Source organism: Serratia sp. (in: enterobacteria) (genome assembly GCF_052400455.1).
In the GTDB taxonomy this organism is placed as follows: domain Bacteria; phylum Pseudomonadota; class Gammaproteobacteria; order Enterobacterales; family Enterobacteriaceae; genus Serratia; species Serratia ureilytica.
Map to the genome: position 1 here is coordinate 1,820,439 of NZ_CP185812.1, position 15,354 is coordinate 1,835,792.

Consider the following 15,354-nt stretch of genomic DNA (forward strand, 5'->3'; position numbering starts at 1 on the left):
AGTTAGGCTGCCTTATTGATTTGGGCATGCAGCGCGGTGAGCTCCGGCAGCAGTTCGAGCACCAATCCCACCTGCTGCAAGACCAATTGTTCTTTGCTTTCAGGTTCCGGAACGGCTTTGCTGATGCGCTCCGCCAGCTGTTCCAACGCCTGCGCAATGCGCTGGCTGTTCCGTTCTTCCTGATGCAGGGCGCCGTCCACGTAACACACGGCGTCATTGAGCAGATCGAGCGTGGCCGGGGTGTTCAGCCGCTCGCGGTGCGCCCCCAATGCGGAGATATAGCTCAGGAGCGTGTGGTTCAGACAGAGCAAGCGGAAGGCGGCTTCCTGCAGCGCTTTGTCGGCCTTGGGATCGGCTGACATGTTGGAGATGACCGAAGCCAGTTCCGCATCGCTGTTATGGGCATCTCGTCGTGCGATGCGGTAAGCGAGGCCGTTATCCTTACCTTGATGATATTGCACCAAAATGGCGTCCAGATAGCGGCAGTTGGCATTCAGCGTTTTATCCACCACCGCCGGCAGTTGGCGGAACTTCCAGTCTGGCCAGATGAAGCTGACGGCCGCCCAGGCGATGGCGCAGCCCAGCAAGGTATCGTAAACGCGCGGGGCGGCCACTTCGAATCCTTCACCCAACAGGTTGAAGCACAGCAACACCAGCAGCGTGATGAACATCGTCGCGTGGGCATATTGCACGGTGCGGAAAGCGAAGAATAGGACGCCGGTGATGACGATCAACACCAGTTGCCCTTCTACGGAAGGCACGAAATAGAGGATTGGCAGGCCGATCAGGATACCTGCCAGAGTGCCGATGATGCGCAGTGCCAGGCGCCGGCGGGTGGCGTTGTAGTTCGGTTGGCAGACGAACAGGCTGGTCAGCAGGATCCAGTAACCGTGCTGCATACCGGTGAACTGGATAAAGGCGTAACCGACGCACAGCACCACCGACATGCGGATCGCATGGCGGAACAGGGCCGACTGCGGCGTTAAATGGCGGCTGATGCGCAGCCGGATGTCGCTCCAACCGGTCAAACGATCGTCGGCCAGGCTGTTCTCTTCCGCTTGTCCGCTCGCCAGCGTTTGCTCGGACTCGATATTGGCCAACTGCGCATCTATCGCATGCAGGTTTTTCAGCAGATGCGCCAGCGCCTTGGTCTGTTCGCTATTGCCTTGGGTTTCGGCGATGCGCGCCAACGCCTCCTGAATGCGGCTGAAAGCCGGCTCAAAACGCGGGTTGTGCTGGTACTTTTGCCGCAGCAGGATAGATTGCGCCAGCTGGCGGCAGGCGCGCGCCTGCATACTCAGCAAACGCTGGAAGCGGAACAAAATGTCGCTGTGACGGAATTGCCGGCTGAGCGCAGGGTATTGAACGTGAGAAGAACTGGCGCGTTCGTGGATATCCTGCGCGACAAAATAGTAGTGCAAGGTGCGACGGGTGCCGCGCTGGCCGCGATCGCCTTTCAGGCGTGTCAATAACGAGGCTTTGGTCTGGTTGAGTAACGCGACCAACGCGCTGTTGGCCATTGCGACGTCCATCCATGGCAGATCGGCGTCGCGTTCGGCGTCGGGATCGAACAGGTTGGCTTTGGCGTCCAGATAATTGGCCAGTTGATCGTAACAGCGCGCCAGGTTTTCTTGCAGCGGTCGGATCGGGAACAGCAGGTGGCCCGCCAGCGTCAGCAGGTTGTACCACAATGCACCGATCACCAGCAGCAGCGGTTGCTGATACCAGGCATCGTACATGGAAGTGCCGAGCATGGTGTAAACCGCGATCAGCAGCGCACCGAAGGCGATGGTGGCGTAACGTTGCCCCAAGGCGCCCAGCAGGATAAAACCGCAGGTCGAGGTGGTTAAGCCAAGCGCGAACAACCAAGGGTAGGGAAACAGCAGCTCAATCGAGGCGGAAGCAATAAAGAAGCATACCAACGTGATCAGCAGATTGCGTAATCTGCCGGCCAGGCGGTCGTCCAAATCAGTCAGGGCGGCTGCCACCACGCCCAGCGTTAACGGGATAGTCAGCTTGGGAATGCCGAGCCACCAGGGAACGGCGGTGGTGCCGATCAGCGCAATGAGGATGCGCAAGTGATACAGCAGGTTGCTGTTGTAAGTATAACGACGAACTGCGGGTGCAAAAGAGAGCACGAAAAACTCCTCAAACGGAGAAAAAATTAACGCTGTTGATAGTGGCGGCGAGCATTCTCAATACGGGCTTGCTGAGCCATTTCTACCGAGACGACGCGGCGTCCCACCGGCCACAGCGCGATGGCGGCTATTTTGAAATTGGCGATGCCGACCGGAATGCCGATGATTGAAACGCATTGCACGATACCGGCGGCGATGTGTGACAGACACAGCCACCAGCCGAACAGCACCAGCCAGATAATGTTGAGCAGTGAGCCGCCGGCGGAGAGCAGCGCATTGCTTTTTTCCGGATACAGTTCATCGACGTGTATCGCTTCGTTGCCGAACGGCACCAGCGACAGCTTAGTGATTTCCCAACAGGAGCGGGTAAGCGGCAGTGTGATGACAAGCAGCACGCTGAACACCGTAGCAATAAGCCAGCCTAGCGTGGTGAAGAAACCGCCCAACACAAAATTAAGAATATTCAGTACAGTACGCATAGACGTCATTCTGCTCTAATGATAGCCAAACCGCGATGCGGGCGTATTCACGATAAAAACGCAAAATCTATTCTACCCTTTTTTTAGCGCTAGAGTGCCACTGCTTATCGCAGGTAAACTGGCAGATATCCGTTATTTAATCTCAACATAGTCATGGCGCGACGATATGGAACTTAAAGCGACATCGCTGGGGAAACACCTGGCTCAGCACCCTTATAACCGCGTGCGGTTGTTGCACGCCGGCGTTGAGGTGAGCGGGGAAAAACATGAATATCTGATCCCCTTCAATCAACTGATTCAGGTCAGGTGCAAGCGTGGCATCGTCTGGGGCGAGCTGGAATTTGAATTACCGGACGAAAAAGTGGTGCGGCTGCACGGCACCGAATGGCAGGAAACGCAGCGTTTTTATCACTTTCTGCAGCAGGCGTGGCAGCAGTGGAGCGCCGAAATGAGCGACGTCAGCGCCGGCGTGTTGCAACAGCAGGTGGCGCAGATTAAGCGCATTGAGCAACAAGATAAATGGTTCAAAAAGTCTGAGCTGGGCAAGCTGCAGCAGCAAATTCGCGAGGCTTTCTCCGCGCTACCGATGCCGGTGGCGCGCCTGGAGGAATTCGATAACTGCCGGGCTGATTACCATCTGTGTTTGCAATGGTTGCAGCAGGGGGCGCGCAGCATCGAGCAACGCAACCGGCAGTGGACCGAGCGCATGCTGGAGCAACACCATGATTTCTTCCAGACCGTCGAGAGTTCGCCGCTCAACGACGCCCAGAGCCGGGCGGTGGTCAATGGCGAGGATTCCGTGCTGGTGTTGGCCGGCGCCGGCAGCGGCAAAACGTCGGTGCTGGTGGCGCGCGCCGGCTGGCTGCTGCGTCGTCAGGAGGCTGAGCCGGGTCAAATCTTGCTGTTGGCGTTCGGCCGTCAGGCCGCCGGCGAGATGAACGACCGCATCAAAGAACGTTTGGGGGATGTCGGCATTCAGGCCAAGACCTTCCATGCCTTGGCGCTGCAAATCATTCAACAAGGCAGCCGCAAAGCGCCGGCCATCAGCCGGTTGGAAACCGATGCCAAAGCGCGCAAAGAGCTGCTGATCACCCATTGGCGCCAACAGTGCGCGGAGAAGAAAGCGCAGGCCAAGGGGTGGCGTCAATGGTTGACCGAAGAGCTGGAATGGGAAGTGCCGGAAGGCGACTTCTGGCAGGATAAGCGCCTGGCGGATCGCCTGGCAAGCCGGTTGGAACGCTGGTTGGGGCTGATGCGCATGCATGGCGGCAGCCAGGCGGAAATGATCGAGCAGGCGGATGAAGAAATCCGCGATCTGTTTTCAAAACGCATCAGGCTGATGGCGCCGCTGCTGAAAGCCTGGAAAAGCGCCTTGAAAGAGGAAGGGGCGGTGGACTTCTCCGGCCTTATCCATCAGGCGGTCAACATTCTCGACAAGGGGCGCTTCGTCAGCCCGTGGAAACATATTCTGGTCGACGAGTTTCAGGATATCTCACCGCAGCGTGCACTGTTGCTGGCGGCATTGCGCCGACAGAACAAGCAGACCTGCCTGTTTGCTGTAGGGGATGACTGGCAGGCGATTTATCGCTTCAGCGGCGCAGAACTGACGTTAACCACGGCCTTCGCCACGAACTTCGGCGAAGGCGCGCAGTGCGCACTGGATACCACCTATCGTTTCAATGAACGTATCGGCGAGGTGGCCAACCGGTTCGTGCAGCAGAACCCGCACCAGCTGAAAAAACCGCTCAATAGCCTGAGCAAGGGCAATAAAAAGTCGGTGACGATCCTGCCGCACGAGCAGTTGGAGCCGCTACTGGACAAGCTGAGCGGCTACGCCAAGCCGGATGAGCGCATCCTGGTGCTGGCGCGTTACCACCATCTGAAACCGGAAGCGCTGGCGAAAGCGGCCACCCGCTGGCCAAAGCTGGATCTGGAGTTTATGACCATCCACGCCAGCAAGGGGCAGCAGGCGGAATACGTCATCATCGCCGGTTTGCATGAGGGGCGCGACGGCTTCCCCGCCGTGGCGCGCGAGTCGGTGTTGGAAGAGGTGTTACTGCCGCAGCCGGAGGACTTTCCGGATGCTGAAGAGCGCCGTCTGCTGTATGTCGCGTTGACTCGCGCCAAACATCAGGTATGGCTGTTGCAGGATCGTGAACGTCCTTCGGTGTTTGTCGACCACCTGCGTGAGCTTGGCGTTCCGGTGCAGAAAAAACCGTAAGCAGCTGGCCTGGCGGTAGCCAGGCCGAAAGGACTATTTCAGGCGGTCTTGCAGGTAACGCTGATAGTCGGGGATGGCGATCTCCACCTCGCTTTTGAACAGCGGAGAGTCAATCAGAAAATCAGCGGTCGAACGGTTGGTCGCTACCGGAATATTCCAGACGGTCGCCAGCCGCAGCAGGGCCTTCACGTCCGGATCGTGCGGAACCGCGTTCAGCGGATCCCAGAAGAAGATCAGCATGTCTATCTTGCCTTCCGCAATCAGTGCGCCGACTTGCTGATCGCCCCCCATTGGGCCGCTCAGCATGCTGGTGACGGGAATGCCGCTGGCACGCTGGATCAGGTTGCCGGTGGTGCCGGTGGCGTACAACTGGTGCTGCGCCAGAATGGTCTTGTGGCTTTCAACCCACTCCAGCAGGGCCTGTTTGCGGTGATCGTGCGCCACCAGCGCAATGTGTTTGCGCTCGGCGATAGTGCGGGTGGTCAATTCCATCTCAGTGTCCTTCGCTAATCGGTGATGTGCGACAGATTACTGAAACTGTTTTTCACTGCCTAGCGTTTGCAGCTGAAAATGCGAAGAAAAGGCGCCTTCGCGGCTAAGGCGCCGGGAGGGATCAGCGAACCGGTTGTTTGTTGGCCCAGTGCAGGAAGCGCTTCTGGGTTTCCTTGTCCGCCTGTTGGAACCAGTATTGCAGCATCTGTTCCGACACGTTTTCACCTTTCAGCGTCACCGTCGGGGCATTCACCGGTGCGCCGGCCGGCAGGGAGGCTGTTGTCTTGCCTGCGTTCGGCTGGACGAAAAGCGGGACGGAAGCCGGGCGGCTTTGGCGATTGTAATCCGTCATCACCTTTTCCAAATCGGCATTGAAGGTGACGCTGTCGGGATGCAGCACATCATGCTGGAACGGCAGGGCATTACCCTCTTTATCCACCACCCGATAGTTCAGCGTTTTATCGAAGCGTTGCGCGTCACGATCGTTCTCGATGCGCGGCAGTTCGATCGCCACCTGACTGATCTTTTGCGTATTGAAGGTGGCAACCAGCGGCAGGGACGCATAGGCCTGCGTATGCTGGCCGGAACGTACGGTTTTGGTCACTTTAAACAGCAGCTGGTGCTGTCCGCCATCCAGTTCAAGGCTGTCGGCGCCTTTTAACAACGAACCTGTCATTTTCTTGCCGTCGACCACCAGCAGATCGATGTCCGGGGAGAGTTTCAGGGTCGTAGCCGCGGCAGGCATGCTGATGCTGAGCAACGCCGCAACCACCAGACCAAATTTCATCATTATCTCCTTATAAAGTGACGTAGCTCTAAGTGTTGAACATGGCATAGGTTGTGTCAAAATTTTTCAATTGGGTATTTTATTTACATTTTTACATATTTATTTGTAATTAGACACGTCTGTGCGTGGCTGAACCGCGACAGCCTCAGACCATAAGATTACGCTGAAGTTTCCTGCGCGTAGCGTTTAGCCGCGCGAATGCCGATCGGTTACACTCGAAACGGAAGAGTGACGCAGTGATAAACGGGAGTTGAAGATGCAAGATCAAGAGATTGTTGAGTTATTGCAGCAGGTGAAAACCATCGCGCTGGTGGGCGCCAGCGATAACCCGTCGCGGCCCAGCTATGGGGTGATGGCTTATCTGTTGTCGCAGGGATATCAGGTGATCCCGGTGAGCCCAAAACTGGCGGGGCAGACGCTGTTGGGGCAGCCGGTTTATGCCACGCTGGCCGCCATCCCGCAGCCGGTCGATATGGTCGACGTTTTTCGCAATTCGGAGGCAGCCTACGGCGTGGCGCAAGAGGCGATAGCGATCGGCGCCAAGGCGCTGTGGTTGCAGATCGGCGTGATTAATGACCAGGCGGCAGTGCTGGCGCAACAGGCCGGGCTGCAGGTGGTGATGGATCGCTGCCCGAAAATCGAAATCCCGCGTTTGGGGCTGGAGCGCTAAATAAAAAGAGCCCGGCGCGATGCCGGGCTCTTTCAGGGTTTCTCAGGTCTTGGCGCGGTCAATTGCGCAAGCGTGGCGCCTGTAACTGGTGACGGATGGATTCCGCCAGTTCATCCAGCGATGGTTGCTCGGGATGCGCTTCCTGGGGCTCGCCATCCAGCTGCGCTTCCGCCAGATAGGTATGCACCGGTTGGCCTTCCTCGTCTTCCATCACCACGTGGTACCAAGGAGCGGAACGCAGTTCATCGTTCGCCGCTATCTCGTCAGCTTTGGGTTGTTCCAAAGAGTATTCAGGGTCGATATCGATAACGACGCCCAAATACCCCAGCAGTTTATGCCTAACCTGTTGTCCGATACCGAATTTGCTGGCAATCATGATGACCTCCTGAGAAACAATGCCTTGCTCATATATGGGGGCAAGGCAGCGCATTTCAAGTTACATCACCCGACAAGCGAAGCCTTTCAGATACAGCCCCTCAGGGTACGTGGCGATCACCGGGTGATCGGCAGCCTGGCGGAACTGTTCTATAAATTGTACATCACGTCCGGCATCTACAGCGGCGTCGGCCAAAATTTTCTGGAACAGATCGGTCGGCATCAGCCCGGAGCAAGAGAAGCTGAGCAGAATGCCGCCCGGGTTCAGCAGCTGCAGCGCCAGCATATTAATGTCTTTGTAGCCACGGCAGGCGCTGGCCAGCTGGTTTTTGTTCTCGACGAACTTCGGCGGATCCATGATGATCAGATCGAATTTCTCGCCTTGGGCGCGGTAGTTGCGCAGCAGTTGGAACACGTCATCGCGAACGAACTCTGCCTTGTTCAGATCCAACTTGTTGAGCTCGACGTTCTGTCTGGCGATATCCAGCGCCGCCTGCGAGGTATCTACACTGATCACCTGCGCGCAGCCGCCCATCAGAGCGGAAACGGCGAAGGCGCCGGTGTAAGAGAAGCAGTTCAGCACCCGGCGGCCGGCGGAGTAGTTACGCGCCGCCAGGCGGCTGTCGCGCTGATCGAGATAGAAACCGGTCTTGTGCCCTTGCTGAATGTCCACCAGCAGTTTCATGCCGTGTTCGGTGATCGGCAGCAGCTCCGGCGGCAGATCGCCCAGCACCGGGCCTTGCGCCAGCGGCAGGCCTTCTTTTTTACGCACCGCCACGTCGGAACGGTCGTAAATTGAACATTCCGGGTAACAATGCTGCAGAGCGGAAAGCAGAGCCGGGCGCTGATATTCGGCGCCGGCGGACAGCAGCTGCAGCACCAGGAAATTCTGGAAGCGATCGATAGTGATGCCCGGTAGGCCGTCGGACTCGCCGGCGATCAGGCGGTATCCGTCCAGGCCGTCGCGCTGCGCGACCCAATCACGCCAGCTTTGCGCTTGCTGCAGGCGGCGAATGAAGAAATCGATGTTAATCTCTTCATCCTGCTGGAAAGTCCAGACGCGTGCGCGGATCTGCGACTCGGGCGAATAGGCGCCGCGAGCCAGCCATTTGCCCTGGCTGTCGAGAATATCGATGGTTTCACCGGAGAGCGCTTTGCCCTCGACGCGTTGAACGGCGCCGGAGAATACCCAAGGGTGACGACGGAGTAAGGACTTTTCACGTCCTTTGGCGAGAAACAGGCGTACGGTCATAATTAATAATGCTGCCAGCTAGGATAGAAAGAGTGACACGGCGGTGCAAAGGCACGGCAATGCCATAACGAAAACTGAATTAAGGGGGCGATTATGACACAAGTTTGCATTGCTGCGTATGTGTATGGCGTGGTGCAGGGGGTAGGGTTTCGCTATTCCACTCAGCGGCAGGCTGAGGCGCTGGGGGTGACGGGCTATGCGCGCAACCTTGATGACGGCAGCGTTCAGGTGGTGGCCTGCGGCACACAGGCGCAGGTGGACTCGCTGGTCGCATGGCTGAAGCAGGGCGGCCCGCGCAGCGCGCGCGTCGAACGCGTGCTGGTGGAGCCGAAGGGCGTGACCGACTACGACGGGTTCGGCATTCGCTATTAAGTGCTCGCCTGCAGCGGCGCTGCGGGCGGAGCGGTCAGATGCATTTTACCGGTTTGGGCAATCCGGCGATCTTGGTGGCCTGTTTGGCCGGCCCTTTCGGGAACAGGCGGTACAGATAGCGGCTGTTGCCTTTTTCTTCGCCGTATTTCTGCGCCATGGCTTTGACCAGCATGCGAATAGCCGGTGAGGTATTGAATTCCTGATAGAAGTCGCGCACAAAGCGCACCACTTCCCAGTGTGCTTCGGTGAGCACGATCTCTTCCTGCGCGGCCAGCAGCGGCGCCAGGCCTTCATGCCAGTCGGCGCTGTTTTTCAGATAGCCCTGCGCGTCAGTGTCGATAACCCGACCTTCAAACTCCAACATACTGCCTCGATAACGGATAATTCGGAACGGCCGCCAGTTTAGCAAATTTTTTCAGCCGCAAAAATAAAGCCCCGCCGGAGCGGGGCCTGGAAGGCGGGGTAACACGCGATCAGTTGCTGCGGGCGAAGCCCAGGATGCTCAACAGGCTGATGAACATGTTGTACAGCGATACGTACAGGCTGACGGTGGCGCGAATGTAGTTGGTCTCGCCGCCGTGAATGATGTTGCTGGTTTCCCACAAGATCGCGCCGGCGGAGAACAGAATGAACAGCGCGCTGATCGCCAGGTGCAGAGCAGGGATCTGCAGGAACAGGTTGGCGATCACCGCCACCAGCAGCACCACAAAACCGGCCATCATCATGCCGGACAGGAACGACATGTCTTTACGGGTGGTCAGCACGTAGGCCGAGCAGCACAAGAACACCGCGGCGGTGCCGCCCAGCGCCAGCATGATCAGATCGCCCGCGCCGGCGTTCAGGAACGAGCTGAGGATCGGGCCGAGGGCATACCCCATGAAACCGGTCAACGCGAACGCCGCCAGAATGCCTGCCGGGCTGTTGGCCAGTTTATGCGTCAGGAACATCAGGCCGTAGAAGCCAACCAGCATCAGCAGCAAGCCCGGCGCAGGCAGGCCCAGCAGGGTACTGGCGGTTGCGGTCAGCGCCGAGAAAGCCAGCGTCAGGGATAACAGGAAATAGGTGTTGCGCAGGACTTTATGCGTGCTGAGCAGGGAGTCGCGCGAGGAAGACGAGACGACAATGCGGTCCATAATGATCTCTCTTATCAGGCCATCACAAAATAATCCCGATGATAGGCAGCGCAAGCGCTTGATTAAAGTTTGTTTACCAATCTTTACCCTTAGTTATCATTGTTGCAACAGCGGGGGGAGCGGCCACGCGTTTGTTCGCCGGCTTGCATCATTCCGTCGATTTTTCGCGCGGTTGAACGCGCCTGGGCTTTACAAGCGAATAAGCTCTGTTTATAGTGCGCGTCGTTGCGGAGGGGTGGCCGAGTGGCTGAAGGCAACGGTCTTGAAAACCGTCGACGGGAAACCGTTCCAGAGTTCGAATCTCTGCTCCTCCGCCATACATTCTGACCCCGCGCTCTTAGAGCGCGGGGTTTTTTGCTTTTGCGTGCTGAGAACTTGACGGTCGCCCGCAGGAAACGCGGACGGCTATTGATAAGGGCTACGCATCGGTGAGATTATGCGGTCATCAAGGCAGGCTGCTCGGATGCCTGCTGCTGTCAGGCGTGACCGGCACGATAATTAACGCCGCCTTATCGATTTTGCTTAATACTCTTAGGAGACAGAGATGAACTGGTATCAAGTCGCCCTATGGACCATGATTTTTCTCAAGTCCGGCGCTTTCCTGGTGTTCGTATGGTGGTGGATGTTCAAACGTGCGACCAAACCCTATGAGCGTCCGAAAGACGTTGTGGTCGACGAGACGCCGTATGACGATAGCCTTACGATGGAAGAGGTGATGAAGAATCACGGCATCGTACGGACTGAAAAGCCGCTCTGATCGTCGAATGTCTGTGTTGCTATCAACCCGAGCCTGTGGCGCTCGGGTTTTTTATTCCCGCCGTTACTCGCGATGCATCCCTTTTCCCCAATCTTGTTTGACCCCTGTAGCGATTTATTTAAATGAATTATCTTTCAGTATATTTTTTAATATACTTTAAAGGTGGGTTTTATATTGATAGGGAAAGATATATTTTTCTCTGAAAAATTCATCCTTATCGACTGAGTAAAGAAAAATTCGCACGCTGTTTCTTGTGTGTCTGAATATTCATGTGCAGAGAGTATCGCATTTCCGGGCTACTCCTATAGCGGTAGGTCGGATAATTTTTAAGGTAGGGGAAAAGTAAACCTTACGTGGAGGGATGAGGAGGGTTAAGGAATCTAAGATTTTTCTTTGTGTGTTTTTTCTTTTTATATCAATGGCTTTTTGTTTTTTATGCCACAAGCGCTTTTATGAGGAAATGGCGGCCCTCATTTGACCCGCGCAGTAAGCAGCCTGCCGTACTCACTCTTTTAAGGCACACATCCTTCCGGTCATTGCTCGATTCATTTTTTTTATTGTCATGAAAATTATTTGATTCGATGTTGCAATTTTTTTGTCTTTGGAATTAATATGTCCTGCATCTGGCGGTGAATGAGATTTTTCCCATTGTCGGATATCTTTTAGAATACACTTGGATATATATAAATATATACCGTCGCATATAAACTTTTAGATGGCAGGATGCTGTCAATACTCTGCTATTGCCTAAGCTTCGTTAGCCTCTAAACGGTTTAATGGTGTAGGTCATTTTATATATGCTCTCTCAGCGAAGAAAGTAATGGGGTTTATTATGATTAAGCAAGGCATCTCTTTGGCGGTATTGGCTGCCGCGTTAACATCTGTGGGCGCAACGGCGGCAGATAATTCCGCCGGTGGCGTTATTTCGTTTAGCGGTGCCGTTACGGATACCACTTGTACCATCAATGGCGGGAAAAGCGCCGATTTTACCGTTGCGCTCAGCCCGATTTCCGTGACTGATGCGGGCACCGTGGTCGGCCCCATCACCAAAAACAAGAAATCTTTCTCGCTGACGTTCTCCGGCTGCACGCCGGCGGCGGGAACGGCCGGTACGCCGCTGAAGATCTACTTCTCTTCGGCGAATAATATCTCTACCGACGGGAAATATCTGCTGAACAGCTCCGTGAATGAAAGCGACGCCGCCGTAGCGAAAAACGTCGGTTTTTCTCTGGCTGAGCCGGGTTCATCCACGCCGATTCCGTTGAACGTGCCTTATGTCACCAAGATCAAAGGCGATAAAACGGCGCCGGATGCCGAAACGCTGACGCTGGACGCCTATTACTACAAGACCAATGCATTGGCGGCAAAAGTGGGGGAATTGAGTTCCAACGTGACTTACACCATTTCTTACCTGTAATTGCAATTAAGCCAGGCCTGCGCCCAAGGCAAAGGCCTGGCTTCTGGGGTGACTATGAAACAGTGCTTAATCTTTGCTGGATTGTTTCTCAGCAGCTTTTGCGCCGATGCCAATATTGTAATTAATGGAACGCGCGTTATTTATCCGGAAAAAAACAAGGATGTTATCGTTCAGTTAGTCAACAATGGTGACGATCCGGCACTGGTGCAGGCATGGATTGATGACGGTGATATAAATTCGACGCCTGAAACGGCAACCGTGCCGTTCTTGTTATCCCCGCCGGTTGTGAAAGTTGCCGGAAATAATGGCCAGCAATTACGCATACAAAAAATGAACGCGGCGCTTCCCGGCGATCGTGAGTCGGTATTTTATTTGAATGTGCTGGATATCCCGCCTACGCCGGAGAATTTGCAGGGCGTCAATACGCTGCAATTAGCCATCAAATCACGCATCAAGCTATTTTATCGCCCGGCAGGGTTAACCGGCAGTGTCAATAACATCACCGACTTCATTGAACTCCAGGCGGCGGGGAAGGGATTTAAGGTTATCAACAAAGGCCCTTACTATTTTACGTTGGCCAATGTTGATCAGAAAGGCAAAAAGAATCTGTTGGTCGATTCAGTGATGGTCGGGCCATATTCCAGCCTCTTTGCCCCGACCAAAGTTGGCGTGAGCCGGAATATTCCCTACACCCTGCTCTATATCGACGACCTGGGGGCTTATAAATCTAAAGCCATTACAGCCCGCTAACGTGAAGAACGGCCATGAAGCTTAAACTAAAATTGCTTTCGATACTGACCGCATCTGTATTCATACCGTTAAATAAAGCATCGGCGATGAAATTCGACACTTCTCTATTGGCCGGTGCGTCCAGCGAATCCGATCTGTCGCGTTTTTACCTCAATAATGACATGCCGGCAGGCACGCAAACGGTCGACGTGTATGTCAACCAGAGTTGGAAAGGGCGGTTCTCGTTGCAGTTCGGCGAACATAAAGGCGATATTCGCATCGCCCATCGTGACGCCGCCCTGTTGGGCATCGATATGAGTCGTTTGTCCATCGGGGTGGACAAGGGGCCGATCCCCGTCCAAACGTTAGTGCAAGGAGGAAGGGCGGACTTCGATGTGGGGACGTTGAGCCTTAAGCTGACGGTGCCCCAGTCGCGAGTGATTCGCGCAGAGGCCGGCTATGTTGACGCCAAATTTTGGGATCGCGGCGTGCCTGCGTTGCTGCTGGCCTATAACGCCACCTATTACCACGAGCAGTCGTTGCAGGGCGACAAGGCGTCAAACGACGATTTCTATACCGGTTTGGAATCGGGGGTCAATCTGGCGGGTTGGCAATTCAGAGACAGCAGCAATTTCCGCAGCAGTTCGCGGCAAGGCAGCGATTGGCAAAATAATACTCGCTATGTGCAGCGTGGCTTCGCCGCCATCAAATCGAACCTGACGATGGGCGATTTCTATTCGCCGGGTGATTTGTTCGACTCGATTCGGGTGCGGGGCGGCGCTTTAGCCTCGGATATCAACATGCGGCCCAATTCGCAGCAGGGCTTTTCGCCGATAGTACGGGGCGTGGCGCAGAGCAATGCCCTGGTGAAAGTATTGCAAAACGGCAACCTCATCTATCAGGAGAACGTGCCGCCGGGCGCCTTTACGCTGGACAATATATTGCCGACCGGTTCTGCGGGGGATCTGTTGGTCGTGGTCAGGGAAGCCGACGGGCGGGAACAATCCTTTACCGTGCCGTTTTCCGCCGTTCCCAACATGTTGAAGCAGGGCGTCAGCAAATATGGCCTGGTGGCCGGTAAGGTCAATCAGGCGGATACCGACTATGCGCCCGCTTTCGTGCAGGGCACGCTGCAGTACGGCTTCAATAATCTGGTCACCGGTTACGCCGGTACGATCCTCAGCGAGGACTATCGCGCCTGGCTGCTGGGCAGTGGCTGGAATCTGCCGTTCGGCGCGGTATCCGTCGATGTGACTCAGGCCTCGACGCATTTGCAGGATCGCAATGATAATGGGCAAAGTTTTCGGATCGCCTACAGCAAGTTTTTGGACGCTACCGCAACCAACTTCACGCTGGCGGCTTACCGTTATTCGACCAAAGGTTATTACAGTTTCAACGATGCCATCTACACCCATCAAGGCTACCGCGAGCGTGACAAGCGCTTTCACGATTATTGGAACGATCGGGATGACGATGAGCTTGCCCCGCTGGATTTGAATACCTGGGACGCCGTTCGCGCCGCTCGTCCGCGCAATACCTTCAATTTGAACCTGAATCAGAGGCTCGCAGACGGGTGGGGCACGCTCTATTTCTCCGGCACCCAGCGCGACTATTGGTCGGATACGAATAAAAGCCGGGAATACCAGCTCGGGTATTCAAACGCCTTCGCGCGCGTCAGTTACAACATTTCCGCGAGTCGCGTGAGAAATTCCGATCGCAAAGAAGAGACGCGGTTTTATCTCTCTTTGAGCGTGCCGTTGTCGATGTTCGACAACAATGCCTATCTCAGCACCAGCTTATCCGCCACCGATTCGCACTATCAGCAAAGCTCGCTGAGCCTGAGCGGCAATGCGCTGGAATCAAACCGTCTGAGTTATGCGCTTGCCGGCAGCAATCAAAGCGGCGGCAACAGCATGGCGAGCGTGAATGCCGCCTATCGCGCCAACGCGACGACCGTCGGCGGCTCCTACAGTGAATCATCAGACTATCGACAGTTGGGCATGAGCGCCCGCGGCAGCCTGGTGGCGATCCCTTGGCATTTGCTGGCGTCCAACGAAATGGGCAACACCATGATGGTGGTGGACGCGCCCAAGGCCAAAGGGCTGATGGTGAACGGCGACGAGAGCATCGTCACTAACGACGAAGGGCTGGCTTTGGTGCCTTACGCCACGCCTTACCGGCAAAACTCCGTGACATTGTCGGATACCGGCTACAGTTCCGGCGCCGAGATCGTCGGCAATATCGCCAACAGCGTGCCCTATGCCGGCGCCGTCAACTATTTGAGATTCGAAACCGATCGGCGTCGGCCTTATACGCTGCGCGCCTTTAAGCGCGGCAATAAGCCCCTGCCATTTGGTGCGGAGGTGGCGGATCAAAGCGGGCATGCCATTGGCTTCGTCGGGCAGGCCAGCGTCCTGTATCTGCGGGTGGAGCAGCAGCCAACGTCACTGGAGGTCAGGCTGAATGACGGTGTCTGCAAGATTGAACGCCCGAAAATCTCGATGGACAGCGCAGCCAACACATGTCGATAAA

At 55.8% G+C, this 15,354-nt stretch carries 15 protein-coding genes and 1 tRNA gene; 8 read left to right on the plus strand and 8 right to left on the minus strand.

The genetic code is table 11. From position 1 onward, the window contains the following. Positions 1 to 2: 2 nt before the first annotated feature. Positions 3 to 2,138, minus strand: coding sequence for a YccS family putative transporter (gene yccS, locus ACORQT_RS08635; RefSeq protein ID WP_182073982.1), 2,136 nt, complete (start codon positions 2,136 to 2,138; stop codon positions 3 to 5). A gap of 26 nt (positions 2,139 to 2,164) precedes the next feature. Next, positions 2,165 to 2,617, minus strand: coding sequence for a YccF domain-containing protein (locus ACORQT_RS08640; protein WP_025302313.1), 453 nt, complete (start codon positions 2,615 to 2,617; stop codon positions 2,165 to 2,167). A gap of 166 nt (positions 2,618 to 2,783) precedes the next feature. Between ACORQT_RS08640 and helD the strand changes: the two genes are divergently transcribed. Beyond that, the gene (gene helD / locus ACORQT_RS08645) at positions 2,784 to 4,838 is read left to right on the plus strand and encodes a DNA helicase IV (RefSeq protein ID WP_089191473.1); all 2,055 of its coding nucleotides are present in this window, start codon (positions 2,784 to 2,786) and stop codon (positions 4,836 to 4,838) included. A 33-nt stretch (positions 4,839 to 4,871) separates the two neighbouring features. Here the strand turns inward: helD and ACORQT_RS08650 are convergent, their stop codons facing one another. Next, complete coding sequence (locus ACORQT_RS08650) at positions 4,872 to 5,330, minus strand: methylglyoxal synthase (RefSeq protein WP_042784134.1); 459 nt, start codon at positions 5,328 to 5,330, stop codon at positions 4,872 to 4,874. 121 nt (positions 5,331 to 5,451) lie between these two features. Further along, positions 5,452 to 6,117 carry a DUF2057 family protein gene (locus tag ACORQT_RS08655; RefSeq protein WP_164057186.1) on the minus strand — a complete coding sequence of 222 codons (666 nt, stop codon included), beginning with the start codon at positions 6,115 to 6,117 and terminating at the stop codon, positions 5,452 to 5,454. A 256-nt stretch (positions 6,118 to 6,373) separates the two neighbouring features. Between ACORQT_RS08655 and ACORQT_RS08660 the strand changes: the two genes are divergently transcribed. After that, a complete protein-coding gene (locus tag ACORQT_RS08660) occupies positions 6,374 to 6,787 on the plus strand; it encodes a CoA-binding protein (RefSeq protein WP_033642598.1) in 414 nt (137 codons plus the stop codon). A 58-nt stretch (positions 6,788 to 6,845) separates the two neighbouring features. Here ACORQT_RS08660 and hspQ read toward each other — a convergent pair whose 3' ends face one another. Together hspQ and rlmI are read right to left on the minus strand one after the other, a co-directional pair. Next, positions 6,846 to 7,163, minus strand: a complete 318-nt coding sequence (gene hspQ / locus ACORQT_RS08665; protein WP_004928104.1) for a heat shock protein HspQ — start codon at positions 7,161 to 7,163, stop codon at positions 6,846 to 6,848. 60 nt (positions 7,164 to 7,223) lie between these two features. After that, positions 7,224 to 8,414 (minus strand): 23S rRNA (cytosine(1962)-C(5))-methyltransferase RlmI, encoded by a 1,191-nt coding sequence (rlmI, locus tag ACORQT_RS08670; RefSeq protein ID WP_042784137.1) that lies wholly within the window; start codon positions 8,412 to 8,414, stop codon positions 7,224 to 7,226. 93 nt (positions 8,415 to 8,507) lie between these two features. Between rlmI and yccX the strand changes: the two genes are divergently transcribed. Further along, entirely contained in the window at positions 8,508 to 8,786 is a 279-nt protein-coding gene (gene yccX / locus ACORQT_RS08675; protein WP_164057174.1) for an acylphosphatase, read from the plus strand. A gap of 34 nt (positions 8,787 to 8,820) precedes the next feature. On the opposite strand, the gene tusE is transcribed toward yccX, so the two are convergent. Both tusE and yccA read right to left on the minus strand, forming a co-directional pair. Beyond that, on the minus strand, positions 8,821 to 9,150 hold the full coding sequence (gene tusE / locus ACORQT_RS08680) for a sulfurtransferase TusE (protein ID WP_033642601.1): 330 nt from the start codon (positions 9,148 to 9,150) through the stop codon (positions 8,821 to 8,823). Positions 9,151 to 9,259: 109 nt separating this feature from the next. After that, positions 9,260 to 9,919 (minus strand): FtsH protease modulator YccA, encoded by a 660-nt coding sequence (gene yccA / locus ACORQT_RS08685; protein ID WP_042784139.1) that lies wholly within the window; start codon positions 9,917 to 9,919, stop codon positions 9,260 to 9,262. A gap of 229 nt (positions 9,920 to 10,148) precedes the next feature. On the opposite strand from yccA, the gene ACORQT_RS08690 reads away from it, so the two are divergent. The 5 genes from ACORQT_RS08690 (at position 10,149) to ACORQT_RS08710 (ending at position 15,353) form a co-directional block, all read left to right on the plus strand. Then, a tRNA-Ser gene (locus ACORQT_RS08690) sits at positions 10,149 to 10,236 on the plus strand. Between the two features lie 227 nt (positions 10,237 to 10,463). Next, on the plus strand, positions 10,464 to 10,676 hold the full coding sequence (locus ACORQT_RS08695) for a hypothetical protein (RefSeq protein ID WP_004928089.1): 213 nt from the start codon (positions 10,464 to 10,466) through the stop codon (positions 10,674 to 10,676). An 820-nt stretch (positions 10,677 to 11,496) separates the two neighbouring features. Next, on the plus strand, positions 11,497 to 12,093 hold the full coding sequence (locus ACORQT_RS08700; protein ID WP_369795919.1) for a fimbrial protein: 597 nt from the start codon (positions 11,497 to 11,499) through the stop codon (positions 12,091 to 12,093). A gap of 54 nt (positions 12,094 to 12,147) precedes the next feature. Continuing rightward, positions 12,148 to 12,843: a fimbrial biogenesis chaperone gene (locus ACORQT_RS08705; protein ID WP_042785679.1), complete on the plus strand. Its 696-nt coding sequence runs from the start codon at positions 12,148 to 12,150 to the stop codon at positions 12,841 to 12,843. 14 nt (positions 12,844 to 12,857) lie between these two features. Further along, complete coding sequence (locus ACORQT_RS08710) at positions 12,858 to 15,353, plus strand: fimbria/pilus outer membrane usher protein (protein ID WP_444859360.1); 2,496 nt, start codon at positions 12,858 to 12,860, stop codon at positions 15,351 to 15,353. The last annotated feature ends 1 nt before the right edge of the window (position 15,354 follow it).

What these genes read in the sequence shown, in the direction of transcription:
- rlmI (WP_042784137.1), bottom strand. Translation starts at nt 8,414, where the DNA reads ATGACCGTACGCCTGTTTCTCGCCAAAGGACGTGAAAAGTCCTTACTC.
- ACORQT_RS08710 (WP_444859360.1), top strand. Translation starts at nt 12,858, where the DNA reads ATGAAGCTTAAACTAAAATTGCTTTCGATACTGACCGCATCTGTATTC.
- hspQ (WP_004928104.1), bottom strand. Translation starts at nt 7,163, where the DNA reads ATGATTGCCAGCAAATTCGGTATCGGACAACAGGTTAGGCATAAACTG.
- ACORQT_RS08640 (WP_025302313.1), bottom strand. Translation starts at nt 2,617, where the DNA reads ATGCGTACTGTACTGAATATTCTTAATTTTGTGTTGGGCGGTTTCTTC.
- ACORQT_RS08660 (WP_033642598.1), top strand. Translation starts at nt 6,374, where the DNA reads ATGCAAGATCAAGAGATTGTTGAGTTATTGCAGCAGGTGAAAACCATC.
- yccX (WP_164057174.1), top strand. Translation starts at nt 8,508, where the DNA reads ATGACACAAGTTTGCATTGCTGCGTATGTGTATGGCGTGGTGCAGGGG.
- yccA (WP_042784139.1), bottom strand. Translation starts at nt 9,919, where the DNA reads ATGGACCGCATTGTCGTCTCGTCTTCCTCGCGCGACTCCCTGCTCAGC.
- ACORQT_RS08655 (WP_164057186.1), bottom strand. Translation starts at nt 6,117, where the DNA reads ATGAAATTTGGTCTGGTGGTTGCGGCGTTGCTCAGCATCAGCATGCCT.
- helD (WP_089191473.1), top strand. Translation starts at nt 2,784, where the DNA reads ATGGAACTTAAAGCGACATCGCTGGGGAAACACCTGGCTCAGCACCCT.
- ACORQT_RS08650 (WP_042784134.1), bottom strand. Translation starts at nt 5,330, where the DNA reads ATGGAATTGACCACCCGCACTATCGCCGAGCGCAAACACATTGCGCTG.
- ACORQT_RS08705 (WP_042785679.1), top strand. Translation starts at nt 12,148, where the DNA reads ATGAAACAGTGCTTAATCTTTGCTGGATTGTTTCTCAGCAGCTTTTGC.
- tusE (WP_033642601.1), bottom strand. Translation starts at nt 9,150, where the DNA reads ATGTTGGAGTTTGAAGGTCGGGTTATCGACACTGACGCGCAGGGCTAT.
- ACORQT_RS08695 (WP_004928089.1), top strand. Translation starts at nt 10,464, where the DNA reads ATGAACTGGTATCAAGTCGCCCTATGGACCATGATTTTTCTCAAGTCC.
- ACORQT_RS08700 (WP_369795919.1), top strand. Translation starts at nt 11,497, where the DNA reads ATGGGGTTTATTATGATTAAGCAAGGCATCTCTTTGGCGGTATTGGCT.